The 23,946-nt window shown below is 51.3% G+C and carries 22 protein-coding genes, 1 pseudogene and 1 riboswitch; of the genes and pseudogenes, 10 read left to right on the top strand and 13 right to left on the bottom strand.

All coding sequences use genetic code 11. From position 1 onward, the window contains the following. Positions 1-75 precede the first annotated feature (75 nt). The 4 genes from fba to rpoE form a co-directional block, all read right to left on the bottom strand. Positions 76-930: a class II fructose-1,6-bisphosphate aldolase gene (fba, locus tag ACE5KN_RS30680; protein ID WP_375528701.1), complete on the bottom strand. Its 855-nt coding sequence runs from the start codon at positions 928-930 to the stop codon at positions 76-78. 364 nt (positions 931-1,294) lie between these two features. Further along, complete coding sequence (locus ACE5KN_RS30675; protein ID WP_375528702.1) at positions 1,295-1,687, bottom strand: response regulator; 393 nt, start codon at positions 1,685-1,687, stop codon at positions 1,295-1,297. A gap of 175 nt (positions 1,688-1,862) precedes the next feature. After that, complete coding sequence (gene pyrG / locus ACE5KN_RS30670) at positions 1,863-3,464, bottom strand: CTP synthase (protein WP_375528703.1); 1,602 nt, start codon at positions 3,462-3,464, stop codon at positions 1,863-1,865. Between the two features lie 376 nt (positions 3,465-3,840). After that, a complete protein-coding gene (gene rpoE, locus ACE5KN_RS30665) occupies positions 3,841-4,386 on the bottom strand; it encodes a DNA-directed RNA polymerase subunit delta (RefSeq protein WP_375528704.1) in 546 nt (181 codons plus the stop codon). Positions 4,387-4,779: 393 nt separating this feature from the next. Between rpoE and ACE5KN_RS30660 the strand changes: the two genes are divergently transcribed. Next, positions 4,780-5,937: a S8 family peptidase gene (locus ACE5KN_RS30660; RefSeq protein ID WP_375528705.1), complete on the top strand. Its 1,158-nt coding sequence runs from the start codon at positions 4,780-4,782 to the stop codon at positions 5,935-5,937. Positions 5,938-6,050: 113 nt separating this feature from the next. On the opposite strand, the gene argS is transcribed toward ACE5KN_RS30660, so the two are convergent. From argS to speE, 3 genes are all read right to left on the bottom strand, one after another. Beyond that, positions 6,051-7,730, bottom strand: coding sequence for an arginine--tRNA ligase (gene argS, locus ACE5KN_RS30655; RefSeq protein ID WP_375528706.1), 1,680 nt, complete (start codon positions 7,728-7,730; stop codon positions 6,051-6,053). After that, positions 7,727-8,152, bottom strand: a complete 426-nt coding sequence (locus ACE5KN_RS30650; RefSeq protein ID WP_375528720.1) for a YwiB family protein — start codon at positions 8,150-8,152, stop codon at positions 7,727-7,729. Before ACE5KN_RS30650 ends, argS begins: the two co-directional genes overlap by 4 nt. A gap of 184 nt (positions 8,153-8,336) precedes the next feature. Continuing rightward, positions 8,337-9,164 (bottom strand): polyamine aminopropyltransferase, encoded by an 828-nt coding sequence (speE, locus tag ACE5KN_RS30645; RefSeq protein WP_375528707.1) that lies wholly within the window; start codon positions 9,162-9,164, stop codon positions 8,337-8,339. A gap of 221 nt (positions 9,165-9,385) precedes the next feature. On the opposite strand from speE, the gene ACE5KN_RS30640 reads away from it, so the two are divergent. Then, on the top strand, positions 9,386-11,461 hold the full coding sequence (locus tag ACE5KN_RS30640) for a transglycosylase domain-containing protein (RefSeq protein WP_375528721.1): 2,076 nt from the start codon (positions 9,386-9,388) through the stop codon (positions 11,459-11,461). A gap of 9 nt (positions 11,462-11,470) precedes the next feature. Here ACE5KN_RS30640 and ACE5KN_RS30635 read toward each other — a convergent pair whose 3' ends face one another. Continuing rightward, positions 11,471-12,352, bottom strand: coding sequence for a LysR family transcriptional regulator (locus ACE5KN_RS30635; protein ID WP_375528708.1), 882 nt, complete (start codon positions 12,350-12,352; stop codon positions 11,471-11,473). 120 nt (positions 12,353-12,472) lie between these two features. On the opposite strand from ACE5KN_RS30635, the gene ACE5KN_RS30630 reads away from it, so the two are divergent. Both ACE5KN_RS30630 and ACE5KN_RS30625 read left to right on the top strand, forming a co-directional pair. Next, positions 12,473-13,678 carry an MFS transporter gene (locus ACE5KN_RS30630; protein WP_375528709.1) on the top strand — a complete coding sequence of 402 codons (1,206 nt, stop codon included), beginning with the start codon at positions 12,473-12,475 and terminating at the stop codon, positions 13,676-13,678. 92 nt (positions 13,679-13,770) lie between these two features. Continuing rightward, positions 13,771-14,493, top strand: a complete 723-nt coding sequence (locus tag ACE5KN_RS30625) for a DNA-3-methyladenine glycosylase (protein ID WP_375528710.1) — start codon at positions 13,771-13,773, stop codon at positions 14,491-14,493. A gap of 99 nt (positions 14,494-14,592) precedes the next feature. On the opposite strand, the gene ACE5KN_RS30620 is transcribed toward ACE5KN_RS30625, so the two are convergent. Continuing rightward, positions 14,593-15,099, bottom strand: a complete 507-nt coding sequence (locus ACE5KN_RS30620; RefSeq protein ID WP_375528711.1) for a YwhD family protein — start codon at positions 15,097-15,099, stop codon at positions 14,593-14,595. Between the two features lie 381 nt (positions 15,100-15,480). On the opposite strand from ACE5KN_RS30620, the gene ACE5KN_RS30615 reads away from it, so the two are divergent. The 4 genes from ACE5KN_RS30615 to ACE5KN_RS30600 all read left to right on the top strand — a co-directional run bounded on the left by ACE5KN_RS30615 (position 15,481) and on the right by ACE5KN_RS30600 (position 19,931). Further along, positions 15,481-17,445, top strand: a complete 1,965-nt coding sequence (locus ACE5KN_RS30615; RefSeq protein ID WP_375528712.1) for a M1 family metallopeptidase — start codon at positions 15,481-15,483, stop codon at positions 17,443-17,445. 13 nt (positions 17,446-17,458) lie between these two features. After that, positions 17,459-18,289, top strand: a complete 831-nt coding sequence (locus tag ACE5KN_RS30610) for a hypothetical protein (RefSeq protein WP_375528713.1) — start codon at positions 17,459-17,461, stop codon at positions 18,287-18,289. A 277-nt stretch (positions 18,290-18,566) separates the two neighbouring features. Next, a riboswitch (cyclic di-AMP (ydaO/yuaA leader) is annotated at positions 18,567-18,705 on the top strand. Positions 18,706-18,711: 6 nt separating this feature from the next. Continuing rightward, positions 18,712-19,188: a C40 family peptidase gene (locus ACE5KN_RS30605; RefSeq protein WP_375528714.1), complete on the top strand. Its 477-nt coding sequence runs from the start codon at positions 18,712-18,714 to the stop codon at positions 19,186-19,188. Positions 19,189-19,400: 212 nt separating this feature from the next. Next, positions 19,401-19,931 carry a GNAT family N-acetyltransferase gene (locus tag ACE5KN_RS30600; RefSeq protein ID WP_375528715.1) on the top strand — a complete coding sequence of 177 codons (531 nt, stop codon included), beginning with the start codon at positions 19,401-19,403 and terminating at the stop codon, positions 19,929-19,931. 64 nt (positions 19,932-19,995) lie between these two features. Here the strand turns inward: ACE5KN_RS30600 and ACE5KN_RS30595 are convergent, their stop codons facing one another. Continuing rightward, positions 19,996-20,295, bottom strand: a complete 300-nt coding sequence (locus ACE5KN_RS30595) for a 4a-hydroxytetrahydrobiopterin dehydratase (RefSeq protein WP_375528716.1) — start codon at positions 20,293-20,295, stop codon at positions 19,996-19,998. 113 nt (positions 20,296-20,408) lie between these two features. Further along, positions 20,409-20,702 carry a hypothetical protein gene (locus ACE5KN_RS30590; protein ID WP_375528717.1) on the bottom strand — a complete coding sequence of 98 codons (294 nt, stop codon included), beginning with the start codon at positions 20,700-20,702 and terminating at the stop codon, positions 20,409-20,411. 212 nt (positions 20,703-20,914) lie between these two features. Here ACE5KN_RS30590 and motA point away from each other — a divergent pair, with 212 nt between their 5' ends. Beyond that, positions 20,915-21,715, top strand: a complete 801-nt coding sequence (gene motA, locus ACE5KN_RS30585) for a flagellar motor stator protein MotA (protein WP_375528718.1) — start codon at positions 20,915-20,917, stop codon at positions 21,713-21,715. Further along, positions 21,708-22,532: a flagellar motor protein MotB gene (gene motB, locus ACE5KN_RS30580; protein WP_375528719.1), complete on the top strand. Its 825-nt coding sequence runs from the start codon at positions 21,708-21,710 to the stop codon at positions 22,530-22,532. The genes motA and motB overlap by 8 nt, the downstream gene beginning before the upstream one ends. Before the next feature lie 386 nt (positions 22,533-22,918). Here the strand turns inward: motB and ACE5KN_RS30575 are convergent. Continuing rightward, a pseudogene (locus tag ACE5KN_RS30575) lies at positions 22,919-23,655 on the bottom strand (RNA-guided endonuclease InsQ/TnpB family protein). A 42-nt stretch (positions 23,656-23,697) separates the two neighbouring features. Then, positions 23,698-23,946 (bottom strand): hypothetical protein, encoded by a 249-nt coding sequence (locus ACE5KN_RS30570; protein ID WP_375533322.1) that lies wholly within the window; start codon positions 23,944-23,946, stop codon positions 23,698-23,700.

Raw genomic sequence — 23,946 nt, 5'->3', positions numbered from 1 at the left:
TCTGTCCGATGTAAAGATCTACTTTATCAGTAAACACTGCAGGATAGCAACAGCATCCCGTAAAATAACCTTGTCTTACGCCTTGTTGTTGGAGCCGAACTCGCGGATTTTGCCAATCACCGTTTGTTTGATTGCGTCGCGGCCTGGCACGATGTATTTGCGTGGGTCATAAACATCAGGCTTGGCAGCCAGAACCTCGCGGACAGCCTTGGTGAACTCAATTTGGTTCTCGGTGTTAACGTTGATTTTGGAAGTTCCGAGAGAGATGGCTTTTTTGATGTCATGAGTAGGAATGCCAGTACCGCCATGCAGAACCAGAGGAACTTTAACGGCATTGCAGATTTCTTCCATTTCCTTGAAGCCCAGGTTTGGTTCACCTTTGTAAGGTCCATGTACGGAACCCAATGCAGGAGCCAGCGTATCGATGCCTGTTTCATTTACGATGCGTACGCAGTCGTCCAGCTTGGCATACATTACGTCACCGACAACGTCGTCTTCCTGGCCGCCAACCATGCCGACTTCGGCTTCAACGGAAACCCCTTTGGCATGAGCGTATTCAACAACCTTCTTGGTTGTCGCAATATTGGTGTCGATCGGGCTATGGGAATCGTCGATCATAACGGACGTAAATCCGGCGTCAATCGCTTCTTTACATTTCTCAAAGCTGGAGCCATGATCAAGATGAATGGCAACCGGAACCGTGATTTTCATGTCGTGCAGGAGGCCTTCTACCATTTTTACAACAGTATAAAAACCGCCCATATGGCGTGCGGCACCCTCGGATACACCGAGAATCACCGGGGACTTCTCTTCTTCAGCAGCAGCGAGAATAGCTTGGGTCCACTCCAGGTTGTTGATGTTGTATTGACCTACAGCATATTTCCCTTCAAGGGCTTTGTTCAGCATGTCTGTCATGGATACTAATGGCATGGTTTCATCCTCCTAAGGGGTTTTGGGTTTGTCTATGGTTTTTAGCCGACATTCACACAGGGCCTATTATACCACATCCCATGTCAAATACTAAACAAGCTTTTACAGGTGCAAAAAGAGGCGGGAACGCCCGTAATCATCCGTTTCATCATGCAAAAAACAGCCCCTCGCGTGTATAGCAGTCTTACCACCAGATATAGACCCATAGTGTAATATTTCATCTATATATTGCATCTTTCATAGGCGGATGAAGAAGGCCTGTTTTCTCCTTTAACTACCAGCCTCGGAATACATCCTTCAATTTATACTAGCAGTTTAACAAAAAATGCAAAAAAACAAAAAACCCTGTACAAATACAGGGCTCTTACCTGAACCGGTTAGGCTCTTCCTGTCCATCCTTCAGCTGACCGTTCACCGCGATGCGCATTTCATCGATATCAAACGGCTTGGTGAAATGCATCAGAGCGCCCAGTTCAGTCGCTTCCTTGATCATATCGAGTTCACCGTAAGCTGTCATCATAATCACTTTGATCTCAGAATTTCTGGTCTTGATGTGCTTTAAGATTTCCAGCCCATCCATGCCTGGAATCTTCATATCCAGCAGCACAAGGTCCGGTGTCTCGCGTTCAACGATTTCCAGAGCGATTTTTCCGTTGGCCGCTTGAAAGGTCTCATATCCCTCACTGCTGAACACTTCCATCAACAAAATACGGATACCGTTTTGGTCATCGACTATCAGAACCTTTTTCTTCTCCACTTTTTTAACCTCCCGGGTCTTGAAAAGCAACAACGGCTGTCCTAGGCAAAGTCCTGAGCTGTAAGCCATTGATATAACAGATCACTCAAAAGGTATTCGCGCTTAACGGGTGAAATCCTTCCCCTGTTCAAAAATGTGGAAAAAGAAAAGGCCTCCCGGGGGAGACCTTTGTTGCTTAAGCTTTATTCAGCAAGGATGCTTTGACAAATTCACGGAACAGCGGCTGCGGACGGTTCGGACGGGACGTAAACTCCGGATGGAATTGAACGGCCAGGAACCAAGGGTGATCAGGATACTCCACAATCTCTACCAGACGTCCGTCCGGAGAGGTGCCGGAAATTTTCAGGCCGGCTCCTTCGATCACTTCACGGTACTCGTTATTAAATTCATACCGGTGACGATGTCTTTCATACACAAGCTCATCGTCATAACAAGACATGGCGAGGGAGCCCTCGACCAGCTTGCACGGATACAATCCGAGCCGCATCGTTCCGCCCAGATCTTCGATATCCTTCTGTTCAGGCAGCAGGTCGATGACCGGGTATTCAGTCGCCGGGTTAATTTCCGAGCTGTTGGCTCCGTCCAATCCTGCCAGCGCGCGGGCCACTTCAATGACGGAAACCTGCATGCCAAGGCAAATGCCGAAGAACGGAATTTTCCGCTCGCGGGCGTAGCGAATCGCGCTGATTTTGCCCTCGATCCCCCGGTCTCCGAAACCACCCGGCACGAGAATGCCGCCTACACCGCCAAGAATGCTGTCCACATTCTCATCTGTGAGCTCTTCCGCGTTGACCCAGCGGATCTTCACGTCCGCATTGGCAGCAAAACCAGCATGGGAAAGAGACTCCACCACACTAAGGTATGCGTCATGCAGTGCAACGTATTTGCCGACGATGGCAATCTCAACGGTCGTCTCCAGTCTGCTGATCCGGTCTACGAGCGATTCCCATTCCGTCATATCCGCAGGAGGGGTGGTCAGCTTCAGATGGTTGACGACAATTTCATCCAGTCCTTCTTCCCGCAGGTTGAGCGGAACTTCATACAGAGTGGAAGCATCGCGGCATTCCACCACCGCATTGGGGTCAATATCACAGAAGAGGGCGATCTTCGCCTTCATGTCGGCAGACAATTCATGCTCTGTCCGGCAGACGATCACGTTCGGCTGAATGCCGATGCTGCGCAGCTCTTTTACACTGTGCTGAGTCGGCTTTGTTTTCACTTCCCCGGCAGCCTTGATATAAGGAATGAGCGTAACGTGGATATACATCACGTTCTCCCGTCCGACCTCGCTTTTGATCTGACGGATGGCTTCCAGGAAAGGAAGGCTTTCAATATCGCCTACAGTACCGCCGATTTCCGTAATGACAACGTCCGAGCCTGCTTCACGGCCAGCACGGAATACGCGTTCTTTGATCTCGTTGGTAATGTGCGGAATGACTTGAACGGTTCCCCCGAGATACTCGCCGCGGCGTTCCTTGCTGATAACGCTGGAATACACTTTACCTGTAGTAACGTTGCTGTTCTTTGACAGATTGATATCAATGAAACGTTCATAATGGCCAAGGTCCAGATCCGTTTCCGCGCCATCATCCGTTACAAATACTTCACCGTGCTGATAAGGACTCATGGTGCCCGGATCCACATTGATATATGGATCAAATTTCTGGATCGTTACTTTCAATCCCCTGTTCTTAAGCAGCCTGCCGAGCGAAGCTGCCGTAATTCCTTTTCCCAGGGAAGACACAACTCCGCCTGTCACGAAAATATACTTTGTCACTTTTTAAAACCCTCCTAAATAAAGTCCAGAAATTCAGGCGACATATGATGTTAGCGTAACCCGTTTGCACGGATTATCATCCACAAAGAAAGCAGCGGATCAATTTCCCAACTCCGCCGCCTACCGCTTGCATGTTCGGGTCAACAGCACCAATTCGTGCTGGAAAACCCCTATAAAAAACAAAAAAGCACTCCCGTGGTAACGGGGCACTTTTAGCACTCAAAACGCACATATAATATAACTCAATCATAAGCCCAAGCAATAGTTTACCTTTTGTTCATACCTCTGTCAAGAAACTTTGAACGACTTCCCGGAAAAGATGGAGTTTCCAAAAAAAAAGAAAAAAGGGAGCGTCGGTCTCCCTTTTATTCCGGTATTAATATTCATCCTCTTCTTCTGCCTGCTCTTCATCATTCTCTTCTTCCAAGTCTTCCTCTTCCTCGAGGTCCTCGTCATCCAGCACGACGTCTTCATCGGTGTCATCATCATCATCGCCATCGAACAGATCATCGTCGTCGGCATCGGGATCATCCACATCTCCGAAATCGTCTTCGGCGTCGTAGACTTCTTCCTCTTCCTCATGATAATCTTCTTCCTCATCGTCCTCATCATTGATGATGCGCGGACGCTTGCCGCCTGTAAGGGCATCTTCCGATTTATCTACCGGATACCAGCGCTTGAGGCCCCACAGATTGGTGCCTACACAGGCAAAACGGCCGTCAATGTTGATCTCGGTATATAGCTGAGCAATGACTTCATTGATTTCTTCATCAGACAAGCCGCGCAGCTTGGCAACTTCATTCATCAAATCACGATAGTAGAAGGGCGTATTGGCTGCCTTCAGCACCATGAATGCCAGATCTACCATTGGTATTTCATGGACTTTCTCGGGGTCAAGCTTCAAGTTGAGTGGCGTACTCACTTAAGGACACTTCCTCTCATGCGTAATTCACACGAACATTCTAGCCTGCGATTGCTCCATGCAGACTAACTTATCCATTATCACACCTAAGTAAACATTATTTAGGCTTAAATTGCAAGCTAAATGCCCTGTGCCAGGACTGGATTTCAAAGAACAGGATAGAGGCACGCAAAAAAGGCGGGTTTCCCCGCCTCCGACTGTATCCCCTCTGAAGGCTAAGCCTTCAAAGGTGATGCGAAAGAGCTTGCAGCTCTCACAGTATCCTATGTCCGTGGTTAATGAATGACACGCAGGTAGCCTATTAATTGTAAAAAGGGGCATGTTCCTCATGCGGCTCCCCCTCTCTCTTCATACAATAATTCAGCATGGCTCAACAGGGGGGAGCGCCTCTTCATGGACTATCCGGGATTTTTGCAGCTATTAAACAAGGCTATTCAGGAGCCAGCCCGCTCGGGGCGGCCAAAACAGATTATCCGGTTCAACAAAGCGTCTCAGTACAGGGAATGTCTTTCGTATTTGCAGAAAATGAAGCCAGGTCTGTCCGGTCTGCGGAGCGTTCAGCCATCCCACCTGATCAGGGCCCTGATCGCTCCGCTCGCCTCAAGAGACCGGCTCGGCAAATATCAGAACGGTGTTGTCATTGAAAATGATTCACGCATCCGCGTTCACGGAGGCGCAGCTCCTCTTTCTGCGGAGACCGTCTCCACCCTCCCCTGGGGGGTAAAAAAAATAAAGGCCCATCAAGCATGGCCTCTCTCCACAGGCTCACAGATCCGGATCGGCGTCATCGACACGGGTGTCGATTTTCGTCATCCCGATCTCCGGCATTGTCTTGCCCACGGGGTCAATCTGTTGAACCGGGCCCTTCTGCCGTACGATGATAACGGGCACGGCACCCATATCGCCGGAGCCATAGCGGCTGCCAGCTATGAGCGGGGGGCCGTCGGCGTGGCCCCCGGGGCAATCATCTGCCCCGTCAAGGCTTTCGATCACAACGGCTCGGCATATGTATCCGACATTATCCTTGCCATAGATTGGTGCGTTCGCAACCGGATCCATATTATCAACATGAGCTTCGGCATGAAGACCCGCAGCAAGGCGCTGCTTGATGTCGTCAATAAAGCGCATGCCAACGGGATTGTGATCGTAGCTTCGTCGGGCAACGACGGCAAAAGGCAAAGCATCGATTACCCTGCCCGTTATCCGCAGACAATCGCCGTCGGGGCCACGGACCGTCTCGGACGCATCGCATCATTCAGCAACCGCGGTCCCCATGTGGATATTTACGCCCCAGGCGAGAAAATTGTCTCTGCATGGGTCAACAACAGGTACCATGAAATGAGCGGCACCTCCATGGCGACCTCCCATGTGAGCGGCGCCATCGCATTACTGCTCGAACAAAGGCCCGGCCTTTCACCTGCGGAGATCAAAGCGCTGCTGAGACGGACGGCCACGCCCATCCGGCGGCGTTCGGGCACGGCGTCCAAAACGCACAGATTGGGCGAGGTGGACGCCTACCGGCTCGTTCGGGAAGGGATTAAACTGAGATAATAAATATAAAACTGCACCTCCAACTGTTAGATGTGTCTAACATTTGGGGTGCAGTTCTCTTTCGGGCGGTTGATTTTTCGACTATATCTGATTTGTGTAATCCGTCTGCTCTGTTACATGCGCTCCGGCGCAGTTACGCCAACGAGTCTCAGCACATTGGCAATCACCGTACGGACAGCAGCGAGCAAGGCCAGCCGGGCCTGCGCCTGCTCCGCATCCTCCGTGATAACACGCTCAGCCTTGTAATAGCTGTGGAACATGGACGCCAGCTCGTATACGTAGCGAATCATACGGTGCGGGGCATAGGACGCCGCCGCCGTAGACACCTCGTCCGGCAGCTCGCCGATTTTGCGGAGCAGGTCATATTCATGCTCGGCATTCAGTCTGGACAGGTTCACTTCCGACAGCGGCAGAACGTTGATGCCCTGCTCCTCCGCCTGACGGAACACGCTGCATACGCGGGCATGCGCATATTGCACGTAGAAAACAGGGTTTTCGTTGGATGTGGAAATCGCCAGATCCATATCAAAATCAAGATGCGAGTCCATGCTGCGCATCGTGAAGAAGTAGCGGATCGCGTCAACACCCACTTCATCCATCAAGTCCTCCATCGTAACCGCCTTGCCGGTACGCTTGGACATTTTAACTTTTTCCCCGTTCTGGAACAGGCTCACCATTTGGGCAATGAGCACTTTAAGCTTGTCAGGGTCATTGCCGAGCGCCTCCATGGCGGCTTTCATGCGCGGAATATATCCGTGATGATCGGCACCCCAGATGTTGATGATAATGTCGTACCCGCGCGCATATTTGTCACGGTGATAAGCAATATCCGGTGTCAGATAGGTATAGGTGCCGTCGTTCTTGATGAGCACCCGGTCCTTGTCATCCCCGTACTTCGTCGTGCTGAGCCAGGTTGCACCTTCCTTCTCGTACACCTCGTTGCGGTCGCGCAGCTCATTCAGCGCTTTAAGCACTTCCCCGTTCTCGTACAGGGAGGTCTCGCTGAACCAGGAATCGAACGGAACCCGGAAGCGCTCCAGATCCCGCTTGATCTTGTCCAGCTCTTTCTTCAATCCGTATTCGCGGAAAAAGGCCGCCCGGTCTCCCGGATTCATGGACAGCAGAGAGTCGCCTTTCTCTTCTACAAGCTCCTTGGCGAAACCGACAATATCCTCGCCGTGGTAGCCGTCCTCCGGCATTTCCGCCTGCTGGCCAAGCTGCTGCAGATAACGGGCCTCGATGGAGCGGCTCATGTTGTAGATCTGATTGCCGGCATCATTAATATAGTATTCACGGGTAACCTGGTAGCCGGCGAAGTCAAGCACATTGCAAAGCGAATCGCCGACGGCGGCACCGCGCGCATGTCCGAGGTGCAGGCTGCCGGTCGGGTTGGCGCTGACAAACTCAACCTGCACCTTCTTGCCTGCCCCGTCCTGCGTGCGGCCGTAGTCGTCTCCCTGCTCCAGCACGCGGCCGATCACCGGATACAGGTAGCTTTTGTTCAGTCTGAAATTGATAAAGCCCGGACCGGCGATTTCGGCTCCTTCAATGGAAGCGGACGCCAGATCCATGTGTTCGATAATTTGCTCCGCGATTTGACGCGGGTTCTTCTTCGCGATACGTGTCAACTGCATCGCTGCATTGGTAGCCAGGTCACCGTGCGCCTTATCCTTCGGGACCTCCAGCGCAACGGCCGGCAGCTCCTCCCGGCTTACGATGCCTGCCGCCAGGATGGCGGCTTCGATGGCTTCTTTTACTTTTTGATTCACCTGTTCAAGCGGGTTGCTCGTCATGATTCTTGCTCCTCCTGTATCAACAAACTGATCGCGAAATGTCCGGAAAACTCTTCATATACATACAGATCATATGCCCACTCCACATGACCGGAGAGGCCATCCAGCCGGATGTCCAGCTTTCCGGTATCGGTCGACATCATGAAGTTCATGTATGGCGAACGGTAAAACCCGGGCAGCTTGCTGCCCTGCTTGAAGGTCTGCTCGGACTGAATGTCTCCGTGACGGATCAGCTTAAGCTCGTCCTTCCCGATTTTAACGGTGGTCCGTGTCTTTCCGCCCTGCGGCCCCTCCTGCGGGTCTTCATACCTGACGTACAGGCTGCCGCCGCGGATCGTCGCTTCCGCGGGAAGCTCCTGCACGACGTTCTCCCCGTCATGGCGGCTGTGCAGACGGATGCGGACCGGTGTATGCTGCGGCATCGTCTTTTCGGCTCCCATTCTATGCATTCCTACTGTACTACTATAGCCAGTTCCCCGCCGCAATTCAATTCAAACAGCAAAAAACCCTGCCTTGCCGAAGCGGCAGAATTTGCCTGGCGGTTCGGGCAGGGTCAGGGTTTGCGTGGTGGACCAATACGCTGCTGCCGTAAATCGGCCATCAGCTTTATTTTGTCAGATCTTCCACGAACTTGGGCAGAACAAACGCCGCCTTGTGCAGGCGCGGGCTGTAGTATTTCGTATCCATTTCAGGAATTTGCGTTTCATCCACTTCGAGCGGATCATACTTCTTACTGCCGAGCGTGAAGGTCCACAATCCGCTTGGGTAGGTCGGAATGTTGGCGCCATAGACGCGCACAATCGGGAAGATTTCCTTCACGTCCTTGTTTACCTTCCGGATCAGATCAGCCTTGAACCACGGATTGTCCGTTTGAGCCACAAATATTCCGTCATCCTTCAACGCTTCGTAAATGCCCTGATAGAAGCCTCTCTCGAAGAGCGGAGCGGCCGGACCAACCGGCTCGGTGGAATCGACCATAATCACGTCGTACTCATTTTTATGCTCAAGAATATGCATGTACCCGTCATTAACCAGCACCTCTACATTAGGCTCATCCAGCTTGCCGGCAATTTCAGGCAGGTACTTTTTGGAATACTCAATGACTTTACCGTCAATTTCAACCAGAACGGCCTTCTCCACTTCAGGATGCTTGATGACCTCACGGATGACGCCGCCGTCCCCGCCGCCGACGACCAGTACCCTTTTCGGGTTCGGGTGCGTGTTGAGCGCCGGATGAGCCACCATTTCATGGTAGACGAATTCATCCTTTACTGTAGTCATGACCATGCCATCCAGTACGAGCATGTTGCCGAATTCTTCGGTCTCCACCATGGCAAGATCCTGAAATTCCGTTTTTTCATGGACATAGGTCTGTTTAATTTTGGCCGTGATGCCGAAAGAGGGGGTCTGCTTCTCCGTAAACCACAATTCCATCGTTCTACCTTCTTTCCCGTCAGAATTATTGTTGGTCTTATTATCTCACAAATATGATTTTGGCGTCCTTTCCGTATATAATTTACCCTTCCGGGGGGATGAAATCTGCTCTTTTTCATAAAAATCCTCGCCGCCCCTGTATGAATCCGGTTCTAGCGTGAATAGACCCCGGAGGTTTGACAATAATGAATAATCAACAAAACGAGAAGAAGGGTGGTCTTATGAGCGGGATGCGGCCCAAGTCAACAAGCAAAGGACATGGATTCTTTTTGTTCATTAAAATAGCTTTCTTTACTGCCCTGATCGGGCTGATCGCGGCCGCGGGGCTGCTTGTCTACTTATACGGCACCAGCCTTCCCCTGGCGGATACGGACCGCAATTCCCGGCTGCTCGACAGCGAGGGGCAGGTGATTGCCACTTTCTCGGCAGGGGGCAAGAATTCAATCCCCGTACCTTTAAATGCCATCTCCAAGTATGTGGTTGACGCCACGCTGGCCGTGGAGGACCGCAAGTTCTACAGCCATCCGGGCTTTGATTTCAAAGGCATGGCCAGAGCGGCGCTTGTGAACCTGGAGCATTGGAGAATGGCGCAGGGCGCAAGCACGCTGACCCAGCAGCTTGCACGCAATCTGTATCTCTCGCATGAACGGACCTGGACGCGCAAGGCCAAGGAAGCTTTTTATACCGCCCAGCTTGAAATGAAGTACAGCAAGGATGAAATTCTGGGAATGTATCTTAACGAGGTCTATTACGGACACGGTGCATACGGGATTGAGGCGGCGTCGCAAATGTATTTCGGCAAATCGGCGGACAAGCTAAGTCTGGCGGAAAGCGCTCTGCTCGCAGGCATCCCCAAGGGGCCAACCTACTATTCGCCATATAACCATATGAAGAATGCCAAAAACCGGCAGAAAATTGTGCTGGACTCCATGGTTGAGACAGGCAGCATCACGGCTGCCGAGGCGGACGCCGCTTATGAGCAGATTCTTGCGCTCAAACCCGAGAGCGAACGAAGAAGCGTGGAAGCAGCCCCCTATTTCCGCGATTATATTCGGAAACTGGCCGTGGAGCAGCTGGGAATTGACGAGAAGCTGCTTGAACATGGCGGCCTGAGCATCTATACCACCCTTGATATGCGTATGCAGCAGGCGGCGGAGCAGGCGGTAAACAAGGGACTGAAGGGCAGCAGCGGGCTGGAAACAGCTCTCATCTCCATGGACCCCCGCACCGGGTATATCAAGGCCATGGTCGGCGGGAGAAACTATGTGGAAAATCAATATAATCACGTGTTCGCCGCTACCCGCCAGCCCGGATCAGCCTTCAAGCCGATCATGTACCTGACTGCACTGGACACCGGCGAGATGACGAGCCTGTCGATGTTCGAGAGCCGGCCCACGCTTTTCCGGTATGACGATGACCGGAAAACGTACCAGCCGCGCAACTTCGGGGACAAGTATCTCGGAGAGATCGATATGAGACGAGCCATCGCGGCTTCGGATAATATTTATGCGGTAAATACGATATTGAAAATCGGGACGGAAAAGGTCATATCCACGGCTCACAGCATGGGCATTACAAGCAAGCTGGAGTCGGTCCCGTCCCTCGCGCTGGGGGTCTCGCCTGTCAGCCCGTTCGAAATGGCTGCTGCCTACTCGGTCATCGGCGGCGGCGGCGTTCAGGTGCAGCCGACGGCCATTCTCCGCATTACTGACGCGGGCGGCCGCGTCATATACGAAGCTCCCAAGCCTTCCGGCAAACAGGTCGTCAAGCCTGCGTCCGCTTATGTGCTCACCCGCCTGATGGAGGGTGTGTTCGAGGAAGGCGGCACCGGCAATCGCGTGGCCGATCTGATGAAGCGGCCCGTGGCGGGCAAGAGCGGCACCACCGACACCGACGCCTGGATGGTCGGTTTTACGCCCGAGCTGACGACCGCCGTATGGGTGGGCTACGACAAGGGCAAGAGCATCACGACCACGGACGCTCACCGCGCAGCTCCCATTTTCGCCGAATATACGGAGAAAGCGCTGGAGAATGTGCCGCCGAAAATATTCCCCATCCCGGAAGGTGTCGTCAGTGTATACATTGATCCGGACTCCGGCAAGCTCGCATCCGCCGACTGCCCCAGCCAGCGTCTGGAGGTGTTCGTGAAAGGGACTGAGCCCAAGGAGGCCTGTCCGGGGCAAGGAGGCAGCGCGAAACCGGAGAATAAGGAAATGCTGCAGGACGGCTTGCAGGCGAACGACCGGGAGGAGAAAAAATCCTGGTGGTCTGATTTCAAGCGCTGGTTAATGGACTAAAGATGGCACTCAGCCATGATTAAAATAGTCTATGGATTTCTGGATAAATGCTTTGGCAGATTGGGTGAGGAAGCGGTCCGCTCGATGAATAATTTCCAGGTTCCGGTATGGAGGATCGTCCTTAATCCGGATACAGCGCAATGCAGGTTCATTCATGGCTTCTATGAGTGGATAAGGCATGACGGTTCCACCAATGTTGGCCTTTACAAGGCTAATAACAGAGGTGGCAGAGCTGGTCTCCATGATGGTATTCAATGTGAAACCATATTTCCGGCAGTAGCTGTCAACTAATTCTCTGCCTGTGAAACCTTCGGGGAACATTACCGTCTCGATATGACGGAGTTCCTCGATCCCAATATAGTCACGGTCTGCCCAGTCGTGGTTCCCGGAAACAACCAGCACATATTCTTCGCTGCACAAAGGAATACGGATAAGGCGTTCATCCGGAACGGAAGCCAGCCAGATCCCAATGTCCGCTTCGTTCTCCAGCACTTGATTCAATACGTAGACAGAAGATACAAGCTTTAATTTCACTTTGGGAAAAACGGCATGGAAATCAACAAGCAATGGGGTGATCCGATAGTCCAAATCGGACGGAAGAACACCAATCACCAGCTCCCCACGCTGATCGTTACGGAGTTCAGCCATGGCGTCTTTGGTATTCTGCAAGTGGCGGACCATCTGTATACAGTGCTCCAGGAACAATGCTCCGGCTTGTGTGAGCACTGTTTTTTTGCCGACCCGGTCGAACAAGGGTACACCCAGTTCATCCTCCAGCGCCCGTATCTGCTGGCTCAAGGTGGGCTGTGATATGCCGATTTTGTCAGCAGCTCTTGTAAAATGAAGCTCTTCGCAAACCACAATGAAATTTTCCATCTGGCGGATTTCCACACAAATCCCCCTTTATCATTGGTTTTTTCAATCATTTTAATATAAACAATTATATTGTTCAATCAAACGAATGCTTTTATACTTAATCCTGCCTGCTGCAGGCATCAAAAAAGTATTGAGGTGATAAAAATCAGACTCTTTTATATTATACTGGCGCTTATTCTGGCATCTTTGAATTTACGGCCTTCCATTACGTCCATTTCCCCTCTTATGAGCACCATCCAGAACGAACTGGACATAAGCGGGGTTACTGCCAGCCTGTTAACCGCTCTCCCGGTCTTATGTATGGGGATTTTTGCGCCACTCTCCGTAAAATTAAGCAGAAGGTGGGGGAATGAAGGGGCCATTGCCGTTGCACTTATCCTCATCGGAGCAGGAACGGCACTGCGGGTGTTCGTAGCTTCAACCCCCTCGTTGATGTTCACGGCATTTCTGGCTGGTGTAGGCATTGCGCTCGCCGGACCGCTGTTGTCCAGCTTTATTAAGCAGTATTTCCCTGCCCGCGTTGCTTCTATGGTAGGGATTTATTCCACAGCTATGGCTGTCGGGGCCAGCTTTAGTGTCGGCCTGTCCGTTCCGCTGCAAAATGCATTGGGAGGCTCGTGGAGAGGGTCACTGGCTGTGTGGGCCTTGCTTGCAGTGATTGCCCTGCCAATCTGGCTAGCACTGGCAATATCCGGCCGAAGAAATCGGCAATATGGGCAAACCGCTGCCGCGAACGATGCATCTTTTCCCGTGACAAAAATGCGCGCCTGGGTGCTGACGTTGTTTTTCGGGCTGGTGTCGGCTATTTTCTATTCCTTGACTGCCTGGCTTGCGCCTGCGGTTCAGAGCCATGGATATACCAAAGAGACTGCCGCCAGCATCCAAACGTGGTTTACTATCATTTCATTGCCTTCGACTTTATTGATTCCGATGTTTGTTCAACGTTTCCAAAAACGTTTGTTCTGGCTTGTCGGCTGTGCGCTGATGGAATTGATCGGAGTATTGATGCTGAATCTGTCCGTCAGCCCGTGGATTGTGGCCATCCCTCTGGGAATCGGTGCGGGAGGGCTGTTCCCAATTGCTCTGATGCTGCCGATTGATGAGACGGACAATGCTTCGGAAGCAAGCAGCTGGTCGGCGATGGCCCAATCCGGGGGTTACATTCTGGGGGCCATTGGGCCGTTGGCTATAGGCTGGATGCATGATGCCTCGGGCAGCTTCGTTTATGCTTTCTACGGTCTGGCCGTTATTATCGTTCTGCAAATCATGGTTCAATTGGTTATAGGCAATAAAAAAAGATCAAAATCCGTTTTCAAAAACATGGAATATGAGGGGAATTGAGCGTCAAACTATGGGAGGGCAGTACCGGCATCTCCCATCATTCTCTCCGATAGGGTATGATGAAGTAAACGTATATCAGGAGGAAGACACTCATGGATAAACAACCTGCACGAGGCTCGGTTTCCCGGGCAGCGGCTGCGGATCATCCAGGGACCGGCGGGAGGCATGCCCTTCTTGCCCCCAGCTTATACGCCATGACTGCGCTGGAGGCCGGTCCGCTCCTGCTCGGACAGACGCTCGTGCGGGTGACGGAGGACGGGGAAATCCGCTGCCGGATCATTGAAACGGAGAGCTACGGCGGCGCGGAAGACAAAGGGAGCCACGCTTATGGGAACCGCAGAACCGCCCGTACAGAGACGATGTTCCAGCCGGGAGGCTGCGCTTATGTGTATCTTATTTACGGCATGTACCACTGTCTGAACGTTGTAACAGGCCTGGCAGATGATCCGCAGGCTGTCTTGATCCGTGCCGTCGAGCCGCTTACGGACAGAGATGCCGCCCTGATGGCAAGCTACAAAGGCGGAGCGCCGAAGCGGCCATACGAGTTGAGCGGCGGGCCCGGCAGGCTGTGCAAGGCGCTGCGCATCGATAAGAGCCTGAACGGCGTTCCGCTGAACCAGCCGTCCGGACCCCTGTGGCTGGAAGCCGCACCGCCATCCGCGCCGGACTTCGGGATTATGCACGGCCCGCGCATTAACATCGATTATGCCGGGGAGTATGCTAGCAAGCCCTGGCGCTTCGTCATCGAGAACCACGCTTACAATTCCGCCAAGAAAGCGCCCCTGGAATGGTACTGCAGGTATGGAGAGCTGTAGGAGTACGAACGGAGGAATAGTTCGTTCCCGAACGTCTCAGAACACAAAAAGAGAAGTCCCAGGTCAATAGATCTTCCGGGACTCCTCTCTAATATTGCTTTAGCCTTCGAGCGCCTGCTTCAACTCATCTGGAGATGCGTTCCACCATTCTTCATTATGCGAAATCAGCAGCTTCTTCAGCGCAGCTTTCTCTTCACTGCCCAGCTCATCCAGCATAAATCTGCGCTTCAGCGCGTAATCCATCCGGTTCACGTGATCGGCAAGAATTTTCCACCCACGCTTGGCCTCTTCATCAATCAGCATCTCACAGGCCGTCGCGCCGCCGTAGAATCGGCTGTCCGCCGTCCGGTCCACCGCCACCCACACGACCCACACCTGACGGCCATTCGGCACGTCCTCCTTGTTAGGGGAAAATTTGATCCCGCGCTCCACCTTGCTCTTCGCATGCATGGCTCCGACATCAATCTTCGCTTCGCCGCGGTCGATGATCACCGGGGACATGTTGTTCAGGTCGATGGAGCCGGCTCCAAAACCTTTATGTTTGCTTTTGCTGCTTACAATATTCAAAGCGATTTGCTTCTTGCCGTCCGGCTGGTTCTGATTCATAACCTATTCCTCCATATCATTGTCGGCCATTCAACGTCTACAAGTACGAGTTCAAAAAGTCAGGTTTTCAGCACCGAAGCTTATGCTTCCGGAGTGCGTTTTTTTCAAAACGCTTGAGTTGAATGAAGATAGGGACTGAGGAGCGGAGCGTACTTGGGGTACGTGAGCACCTGAAATGTTTCCGTAGGAAACATGCATCGGAAGCATTCGCTCAGTGCCCGGCTGAATTCAAGATTCGATGTCGAGTACGCTTCCTGACTTCCTTCGTGATCAAAAGATGACTTTTTGAACAACCTCTACAAATTATTTTAACTAATAATCCCCCGAAAGCAAACATATACATGCTGTAGATGCTTGTCAACGGGAGGTATCCAAAACAATATGAAGCTACAGCGCGGCAAAACCTTTCTCTGTCTGCTGCTTGTTCTTTCCATCCTGTCCGGGGGATCTGCTGTGTCTGCCCGTCAGTCACCTGCTGCGGCTGCGCCGGAACAGGCCAAGCCCCCAGTTTCCTCCTCCATGCCCCAGACTTCTGCCCTGCCTTCACAATCCAGGGCTGAGGTCCTGAGCAATCGTGTCGTGGAGTACCACATCGATGCGTCTTTGGAAGAGGGGGCAATTCTGCAGGGAAAGGAAACGATCACCTGGAAGCATCCCGGACGGAAACCCGTCAATGAGCTTTATTTTCATATGTATCCGAATGCCTTCGCTTCGCCGGAAACAACCTTTATGAAGGAAACAGGCGGCAAGCTGCGCAATGATACGATGCCCGCCAACGGCTACGGCTCAATCACACTAAAGGATCTAAAGACAGAGGACGGGCTTCCCCTGATGCACCGTATCCAGTATGTTCAGCCCGACGACGGCAATACGGCGGACCAGACGCTGATGAAGGTCAGGCTCCCGAGACCCGTAAAAGGAGGGGAGAGCATCACCCTGTATATGAGCTTTGAAGTGAAGCTTCCCAAAGTCTTTGCGCGGATGGGGTATGCGGGTGATTTCGTGATGGCCGGGCAATGGTTTCCGAAGATCAGCGTATATGAACCCGCCGGACGGCGGGGCCGCGCGGAAGAGGGATGGAATCTGCACCAGTACCACGGCAATTCCGAGTTTTATGCCGATTTCGGAATTTACAGCGTACGCATTCAGGTGCCCGATTCCTATATCGTAGCTGCCACCGGTTTTCCTACACGGGCTCCGGTCAGCAAAGGCGGACGCAAAATTTATCAGTACTATGCCGATGATGTGCACGATTTTGCCTGGGCTGCCTCGCCCGATTTTGTCACCTATGAAGAGCCCTTCTCCACCGCGCAGGTGCCGGGCGTCAAGATCAAATTGTACATGGACTCCTCTCATAAAGAGCTGAAAGCCCGGTATATGTATGCAGCCAAAGCCGCACTGTCCAACTTCAGCAAGTGGTACGGGCCCTACCCCTACTCCACCTTGTCCATCGTCGTTCCTCCGCAAAACGCCAACGGTGCCGGCGGGATGGAGTATCCGACACTGGTTACGGCTTTCGGTGCGGACGATGCCGCACCGGGATATAACCTGGAGCGAACCGTAGTGCATGAAATCGCCCATCAATACTTTTACGGCATCGTGGCCAGCAATGAGTTCGAAGAACCGTGGCTTGACGAAGGATTTGCCTCCTATGCGGAGGATAAATTAATGGAACAGGAATACGGTCTCATCCCGAACACACCCTTGCAGTCTGGACAGGTCTATGCTCCTGAGCCGCTGACCCGCGAAGCATGGAAATACAGCTCGCCCAGCCACTATGCGCAAAATGCCTACTTGCGCGGCAAACTGGTGCTGCTTGGCATGGAACAGCAGCTGGGAAGCGCCAAAATGGAGGCTCTGCTTCGTTCCTATGTGCGGAAATACCGCTTCAAGCATCCATCCACTCAGGATTTCCAGCGAGTCACGGAGAAATTGACGGGCAAGTCCTGGTCCCAATATTTCAATCAGTATGTATACGGCAGTCAGATGGCCGATTTCGCAGTGGACAACATTCAGGTTCGCAAGCTGGAGAATGGAATGTACGAGTCTGTCGTTACCGTTTCCAAAAAGGGTGGCGACGTGCCGGCAGTGCCTGTACAAATTACGTTCGAGGATAAAAGCAGCGTGCAGAAAACGTGGGACGGCAAGCAGCAAAAGGTAACCTACCGTATTCAAAGCCGGTCCCCCGCTGCCTCGGTGGTCATTGATCCTCTTCATACGATCCCTCTGGAGAACAACCACCTGAATAACACACTGCTGGCCAAGCTGCCGGAGAAAACCGAAACACGCTGGCTTCTGGGGATGACCAGGCTGGCTGAAGCTTTGATTGGAAGTCTGTCATGGTGAGGTGTCCGAGGTGATGAATTCTGTAAAAGAGGGTTGGACGCTCGTCCGCTTGCACTTTTTTATCGTAATTCTGCTGTTTATCTACCGTCTTGTCTGGGGAGTATTCAACTATAAATACACGGAATCGGGGATTGTGCCCCTGCTGCTGCGTTATCCGGGAAGCGGGCAGAGCGAGCTCAACCAGACCTTATTCTGGATGGAGAGCCAAATTGCATTGGTGCAAAATTCTTCCGTCCATCTGTATTTCTGGGTTCTGCTTGCGGTCATCTTGCTGCGCATGCTGTTGACCCCTTTGGTCCGCGTAGGTGTGTATTACAGCCTGCACATGAAGAAAGAGCTAGGACGGCGTTCCTTTCTCACCGGCATCCGGCTGTTCTGGCGTTCGTCCCTTTTATATTACACGGTTGAAATCTGCCTTCTGCTGCTTCCCGGATACTGGATTATACCGCGTCTGCTGCAGACTCTGTCCGGTTTAATGAACGAGCCGCTCATGGCCGCCGCCCGTCTTCTCCCCTACATCGCTTTATGGGGCATTTTGGCCTGGCTCATCCGTCAATGCGTGATGTACATGCAGTTCGGAACGATCAGCGGGAGGGGCGCCTGGTTCTCGCTCGCCTGCTGCATGCGGCGAATTCTGCCCGGTATCGGAATATCCGCACTGCTCGGAGCGTCCGTATTCGTCCTGCTCTCTATCTTTACCGCTTCGGCCTGGCTGTGGACAGGACTGCTTGCACTCATTCTGCATCAGACCTATCATTTTATTTCTTCACTTTTTACAATATGGCATACGTCCGCACAGTATCATTTATGGAATACGGCTTGTGATTCGTTCACCAAGGAGTAAAATGATGCCAACCCCTGCATTTCAAGCGAACAAAAAATATAGTGAATTCTCAAAAGTATAGGTTTGTTTAATCTCACTTAACATAGTGCTTTCGATATTTTTTGTCTCTGCTTGCTGCAGAGGCTATTTTTTTGCAGTTTTTTGCTATGAAACATTTGCCAAACTATGCTTCCTTTGTTACAATAGTCGCAGTGAACTGATAGTAACAACTTTGTAATTATTGTTGTAACCTTTTTAGACAAACCATTCAGGATTATTCATACGCTTCAAGGTGCATATCTAAGTGAAGCCGAATTCCCGGCACCTGGGAAGCGGGGGAACCAGTTTTGGGTGAATTGATCTCGCAACAGAGGGATCATAGGGGAGCCTTCTACCGAACCCTTAAGCTAACCTCGCAGGCATTGGAAGGGGTTTGTATTTTTTTGAAGAAGAAGCTAACTATCGCACTCATGAGTGCAGCAATCGCCTTCTCGGCCTTTTCGTTCGGCGCAGGAAGCGTATATGCGGACTCTAAAATGGACCAGATCATTCAGGATGCCAAAGGCACTTCTTATAGAGCAGGCGGCACAACGTTGAGCGGATTTGACTGTTCCGGATTTACAAGTTATGTATTTGAGAAGCTTGGAATCGATCTTCCACGCCAATCCTCCTCTCAATTCGATATGGGAACCTCCGTTTCGCGGGATGAAATGCGACCTGGCGATCTGGTATTCTTTAACACCAACGGAAGAGGAGTTTCACATGTAGGGATTTTTGTAGGCGACGGCAAGTTTGCCCATTCCTCCTCATCGCGCGGTGTCACCGTCAGTTCCTTGAATGAAAGTTACTACGCCAACCGGTATCTTGGTGCCAAACGTGTCATGAGCACATCCACTTACGAATCCGTTGCCCTTGATTAGAAATCATTACATCATTCATACGAACTTCAATAGCAGCTTCGATTCCGACCGGAATTGAGGCTGTTTTTTTAGATTTCAGTAAGTATAAACACTTTGGCATAAGCCTCCTGAAATCGAAAAAACTATCGGTAGATGCGGTCTGTCATCTGTGAATGTACATCGATAGACGTTTTTTTGTTGCCAAACAGGTTTAACTAAAGGGGGGAAAGAACATGTCCGCCGGATCAGCAAGCTATCAGGTCGTTCCGATGAGTGAAAAGCAGGCGGCTGCCATATGCGAGTGGAAATATGAACCACCTTACGACATCTACGGCTGGCTCCCTTGGGAGCAAATGAAGGCTCTTGATATCGAATTCGCCAACACGGAGCTGCGGAGCTCCCAATATGTCGCCGTATTGAATGAGTCAGGGGATCTATGCGGATTTGCCCAGTATTTCCCTATGGAAGGGGTGACCCGCCTTGGTCTCGGAATGCGCCCTGAACTCTGCGGTCATGGACATGGCGCGGAGTTTGTGAGGGCTATCGCCGAGGAAGCCAGGCGCCGTACACCACACAATGAGATCGACCTCGAAGTCCTCGTCTGGAACAAACGGGCCATCAGAGCCTACCGGTCGGCAGGCTTTCGGATTACCGATACCTACGAGCGGCAAACTCCCGAAGGGATGAAACCTTTTCATTGCATGGTCTACAATCATGGTGAAGATACACACAATATACCAAACGCCCCGGAATCAGAGTCTTAACTCTAAACCAGGGCGTTTCTCCATTAAAACGCTTATTTGCTTAAGTTTATTTGGTGTTGCAGGGCTAATCCTCCGAACGCATTCGTTCGAACGCTTCATTGTACTGCTGCGCTTCTTTTATATCCACTGCTGTGATCCCGCCTTCATCCCATGAGGTAAGACGCAGTGTGACCGTCTTGTAATCAATGGTAATAAACGGATGGTGATTGAATGCTTCCGAAATACCAGCTACCTCATCCACGAATGCAATTCCTCTCATAAAGCTGGAAAAGACATATTTTCGGACAATCCAGCGTCCCTCTTCAAGCTCCCAGCCCTCTAGCTTCTCCAGATGAGCCTCTATTTCCTCTAATGTAAAAGGCATTGTAATTCCTACTCCTCTCCGTTATACGGAAGCCGTTCCTGATGTCTTTAGGGTCAGTGCCTATATCGTGTTTCATATTACCATGGCTTCGGCGAGAAATCCATATGGTTATGTTACACGAGAGACACGAAGGTCAACTCCTCTTCGCCGATCAGAACATCGATCCGGTAGTGATTCCGGTCATGAATGACGACCCCGCTGCCGACCGGAATAACAGGTTCTTCCCCAAGCGCATAAAAGAGATCCTCAGCCAGCGCCTCCTGAACCTCAGCGCGTTCCTCGCCGCCCAGACGCGCCCATTCGTCCGCTTCCATTTCAAAAAAAAGGTAGCTGTCCGGAATACGCCCTACTGCATCCGTCAGCTCCTTAAGAATATGCTCATATTCCCTTCCATGCTTAACTCCCATGCGAACCCCGCTCCTCATTCCAGATTTGGAATCATGTTCTCAAAATTGTCATTAATCAGAGTTGTCTTCATTATACCGTGAAATCGCCCTTAAAAAAAAAGGGGCTTTTGTCGATAAATATGGTAATCCGTTTCACTAAAATGCATTGGAGGGCAAGGATGTCCTCCAGCCGAACCGGGTGTTCTACCAATTTCTCATGGATGAGGTGTACAATGCAAATTTCAACTATTATAGGACTTGCGCTCGGGCTTATATCCCTGGTTGTCGGCATGATCCTCAAAGGGGCGCCTGTCGTCAATTTAGTCAATAACCCCGCCGCTTACATGATTATCTTTGTGGGTACAGCCGCCAGTGTGTTCATGGCCTTCCCGATGTCAGACATGAAAAGAGTGCCCAAGCTTTTCAAAATTATTTTCACTGAGCAGAAGCTGCCTGACCGTCAGCAATTGATCACTACTTTTATGGAGTGGGCCTCCATCACCCGTCGTGAAGGTCTTCTGGCCCTTGAACCCAAGGTGGAAGAGATCGACGACGCCTTTCTGCGCAGCGGAATGCGGATGATCATTGACGGCAATGATCAGGAATTCGTGCGGGATGTTCTGATGGAAGATATCAATGCCACGGAAGAGAGGCACCGGTCCGGTGCGCAAATCTTTTCCCAGGCCGGTATGTATGCTCCGACACTTGGGGTGCTCGGGGCGGTCGTCGGTCTGATTGCGGCTCTTGCCGATCTCAGTGACATGGAGAAGCTCTCCCACGCCATCGCCGCTGCCTTCATCGCGACACTGCTGGGTATCTTTACGGGTTATGTATTATGGCACCCCATGTCGAATAAATTGAAACGTCTCTCCAAGAGAGAAGTTGATATCAAGCTGATGATGGTGGAAGGCCTGCTGTCCATTCAATCGGGCGTATCTACCATAGCTATCAGTCAAAAGCTGTCCGTATTCCTCACTCCTACAGAGCGGGCTCAAATGAGCGACAACGAGAAGGGAGAGAGCGACAGTGAGTAAAAAAGGCAGACACGAGCCGCATGAGGAGCATGCGGACGAGAGCTGGCTGCTTCCTTATTCCGATTTGATGACCCTGCTGCTCGCCTTGTTCATCGTTCTGTTCGGTATGAGCTCGTTGGATGCCAAAAAATTTGAGGAAATGGCGAAGTCGATGAGCGCCGCATTCAGCGGGGGAAGCGGTGTGATGGATAACACCTCTGCCAACCCGATCGAAAACCCCTCCGTGGATATGGGCAAGAATAAGGAAACCGTTCAGGACCCCGTGAAGAGCAAGTCTTCCAGCGAACTCCAGAAGGAGCTTGCCCGCCGCGAGCAGGAAGACCTGGAGAAGCTCAAACGCCGGATAGACAAGTATATTAAAGAAAACGGGTTAACAGAGCAGCTGAGCACCAAGCTCAATCAGTCCCAATTGATGATTACGATATCTGATAATGCCCTGTTCGCATCCGGACAGGCCGTCGTCAAACCGGAAGCCCGCAAGCTTGCTACTGCTATTGCTGCTCTTCTGGATGAATTCCCGGACTATGACGTTATTGTATCCGGACATACGGATAATGTTCCCATTTCCAACAGCAAGTATCCCTCCAACTGGGAGCTGAGCGCTGACCGTGCCTTGAATTTTATGCGTATCCTGCTGCTGGACAACAAGCTCAATCCGCAGAAATTCAGTGCCATCGGTTATGGGGAATACCGTCCGACCGCCACCAATTCCACGAATGTCGGCCGTGCCAAGAACCGCCGGGTGGAAATTTCCATCATCCGCAAGTATCAAAACGGCACCCAGGTCATCAGTGCGACCTCCGGCGGCAATCACTGAAGAACGGAAAAATTCATTTCAGCCCTTTCGCCTCCCAATAAGGAGTCGGGAGGGCTTTTCGTTTAGCGTGCCGGCACCTTCCATAATTACTTAAAATCATGTACACAAGTTTGTCCAAATTGACTAGAACATTCTATAAATTAATAGAATAAAATGAAATGAAACATAAAAAGATTCATTCCGAGTTTCGAAAGCATATAGAAAGGAACGTCAACAACTCATGACTCAAGTCACGAGCTTATCTCTGCCTACTTCGTAGACAGTGCTTGCGCTTCGCACAAGCCTTTTAGACTTATTCCTAACCGGTAGTGCAAACGCACCTTATCGTGCTCCTACCTTAGCGTGTTGGAACATCAGGACAGTTGACCTCGCCCCTGCAACAAGAGCTATACTCCTGTTGTACCTGTACCGATGTACTCGATTCCTTTGCGGTACAGGTTCATAGCGCCGATTCGATCATCATTAGAACGATAGTGACAGGTTCGGCATTCAAAGCTATGCGTCTTTTGGTTTCGATTGGCTCGTTCAACATGTCCGCATTTCGGGCAGGTTTGGGAAGTATATTTAGGATCAACTGCGATGACTCGTTGGCCGTTCAGTTGAGCCTTGTACTCCAACATTTCACGGAACTGGTGAAATGCCCAGGATACCGACACGTACCGATCGCGAACACGTACTTTTTCCGTAGCGGAACGAACATGCTTTAAATTTTCGATCACAAACAGTGTGCCTTTCGGATACGTTTCAACGAGTGCCTTGGTTACCTGATGGTTGACATCCGTAACATAACGGTTTTCTCTTGAACCGATTTGCTTGAGTCGTTTACGAGCGGATGGGGTTTGTCTCATCTGAAGTTGTTTGCGTAGAACCTTATACTGGCCCCGTTATAGCGAGCGATAACGGTTATGATCACCGATTGTGCCATTTGGCTTTTCAAACCAAAACGACATCGAAGCTCTCGATAATACAAGTCATGGATTGCACGCTGACGTAATTCTTTGGTTTGAAAGATCATTGCAGAAAGATAGTTACATGCTTCGCGGTAGGTATGGATGGTCTTGGTGAGCATTTCTGTATGCTCATGCGGGACATCGATTTGGATTTTTGCTGTAATGGTCGGTATCGGATTCACCTCTTTTCACTGCATTCAATATAGCACACGATGTTAAATTCTCATGACGAAAGGAGGAAGCATGGACCTTTCGGCTTTCGAGCTACCAATGGCAGCCCTTATGCCGATCGCAATTCCCAACACGGCTAAAGTCGCGTGTGTCCATGCGCGGTTATGAAAAGTAATGCAGAAAGACAGTTGGAAATTCAGAAGGAGCTTTGCAAATTGGCGGATAAAATAAAAGAAGCTCATGCTGAGGATCAGGATTTCTATACTCAAATTGCCCAGCAATATGTCCTTCAT

This window comes from Paenibacillus terreus (assembly GCF_042138595.1).
Lineage (GTDB): Bacteria > Bacillota > Bacilli > Paenibacillales > Paenibacillaceae > Paenibacillus > Paenibacillus terreus.
This window is presented reverse-complemented; position numbering and strand designations above follow the sequence as displayed.

Bases quoted from the DNA above. Each gene is read 5' to 3' on its own strand.
- argS (WP_375528706.1), bottom strand. From the start codon at position 7,730: ATGACGAGCAACCCGCTTGAACAGGTGAATCAAAAAGTAAAAGAAGCC.
- ACE5KN_RS30595 (WP_375528716.1), bottom strand. From the start codon at position 20,295: ATGCCTTTTACATTAGAGGAAATAGAGGCTCATCTGGAGAAGCTAGAG.
- ACE5KN_RS30625 (WP_375528710.1), top strand. From the start codon at position 13,771: ATGGATAAACAACCTGCACGAGGCTCGGTTTCCCGGGCAGCGGCTGCG.
- ACE5KN_RS30600 (WP_375528715.1), top strand. From the start codon at position 19,401: ATGTCCGCCGGATCAGCAAGCTATCAGGTCGTTCCGATGAGTGAAAAG.
- speE (WP_375528707.1), bottom strand. From the start codon at position 9,164: ATGGAATTGTGGTTTACGGAGAAGCAGACCCCCTCTTTCGGCATCACG.
- ACE5KN_RS30615 (WP_375528712.1), top strand. From the start codon at position 15,481: ATGAAGCTACAGCGCGGCAAAACCTTTCTCTGTCTGCTGCTTGTTCTT.
- motA (WP_375528718.1), top strand. From the start codon at position 20,915: ATGCAAATTTCAACTATTATAGGACTTGCGCTCGGGCTTATATCCCTG.
- fba (WP_375528701.1), bottom strand. From the start codon at position 930: ATGCCATTAGTATCCATGACAGACATGCTGAACAAAGCCCTTGAAGGG.
- ACE5KN_RS30570 (WP_375533322.1), bottom strand. From the start codon at position 23,946: ATGAAGGACATATTGCTGGGCAATTTGAGTATAGAAATCCTGATCCTC.
- ACE5KN_RS30650 (WP_375528720.1), bottom strand. From the start codon at position 8,152: ATGCCGCAGCATACACCGGTCCGCATCCGTCTGCACAGCCGCCATGAC.
- ACE5KN_RS30640 (WP_375528721.1), top strand. From the start codon at position 9,386: ATGAGCGGGATGCGGCCCAAGTCAACAAGCAAAGGACATGGATTCTTT.
- ACE5KN_RS30590 (WP_375528717.1), bottom strand. From the start codon at position 20,702: ATGGGAGTTAAGCATGGAAGGGAATATGAGCATATTCTTAAGGAGCTG.
- ACE5KN_RS30610 (WP_375528713.1), top strand. From the start codon at position 17,459: ATGAATTCTGTAAAAGAGGGTTGGACGCTCGTCCGCTTGCACTTTTTT.
- ACE5KN_RS30660 (WP_375528705.1), top strand. From the start codon at position 4,780: ATGGACTATCCGGGATTTTTGCAGCTATTAAACAAGGCTATTCAGGAG.
- ACE5KN_RS30620 (WP_375528711.1), bottom strand. From the start codon at position 15,099: ATGAATCAGAACCAGCCGGACGGCAAGAAGCAAATCGCTTTGAATATT.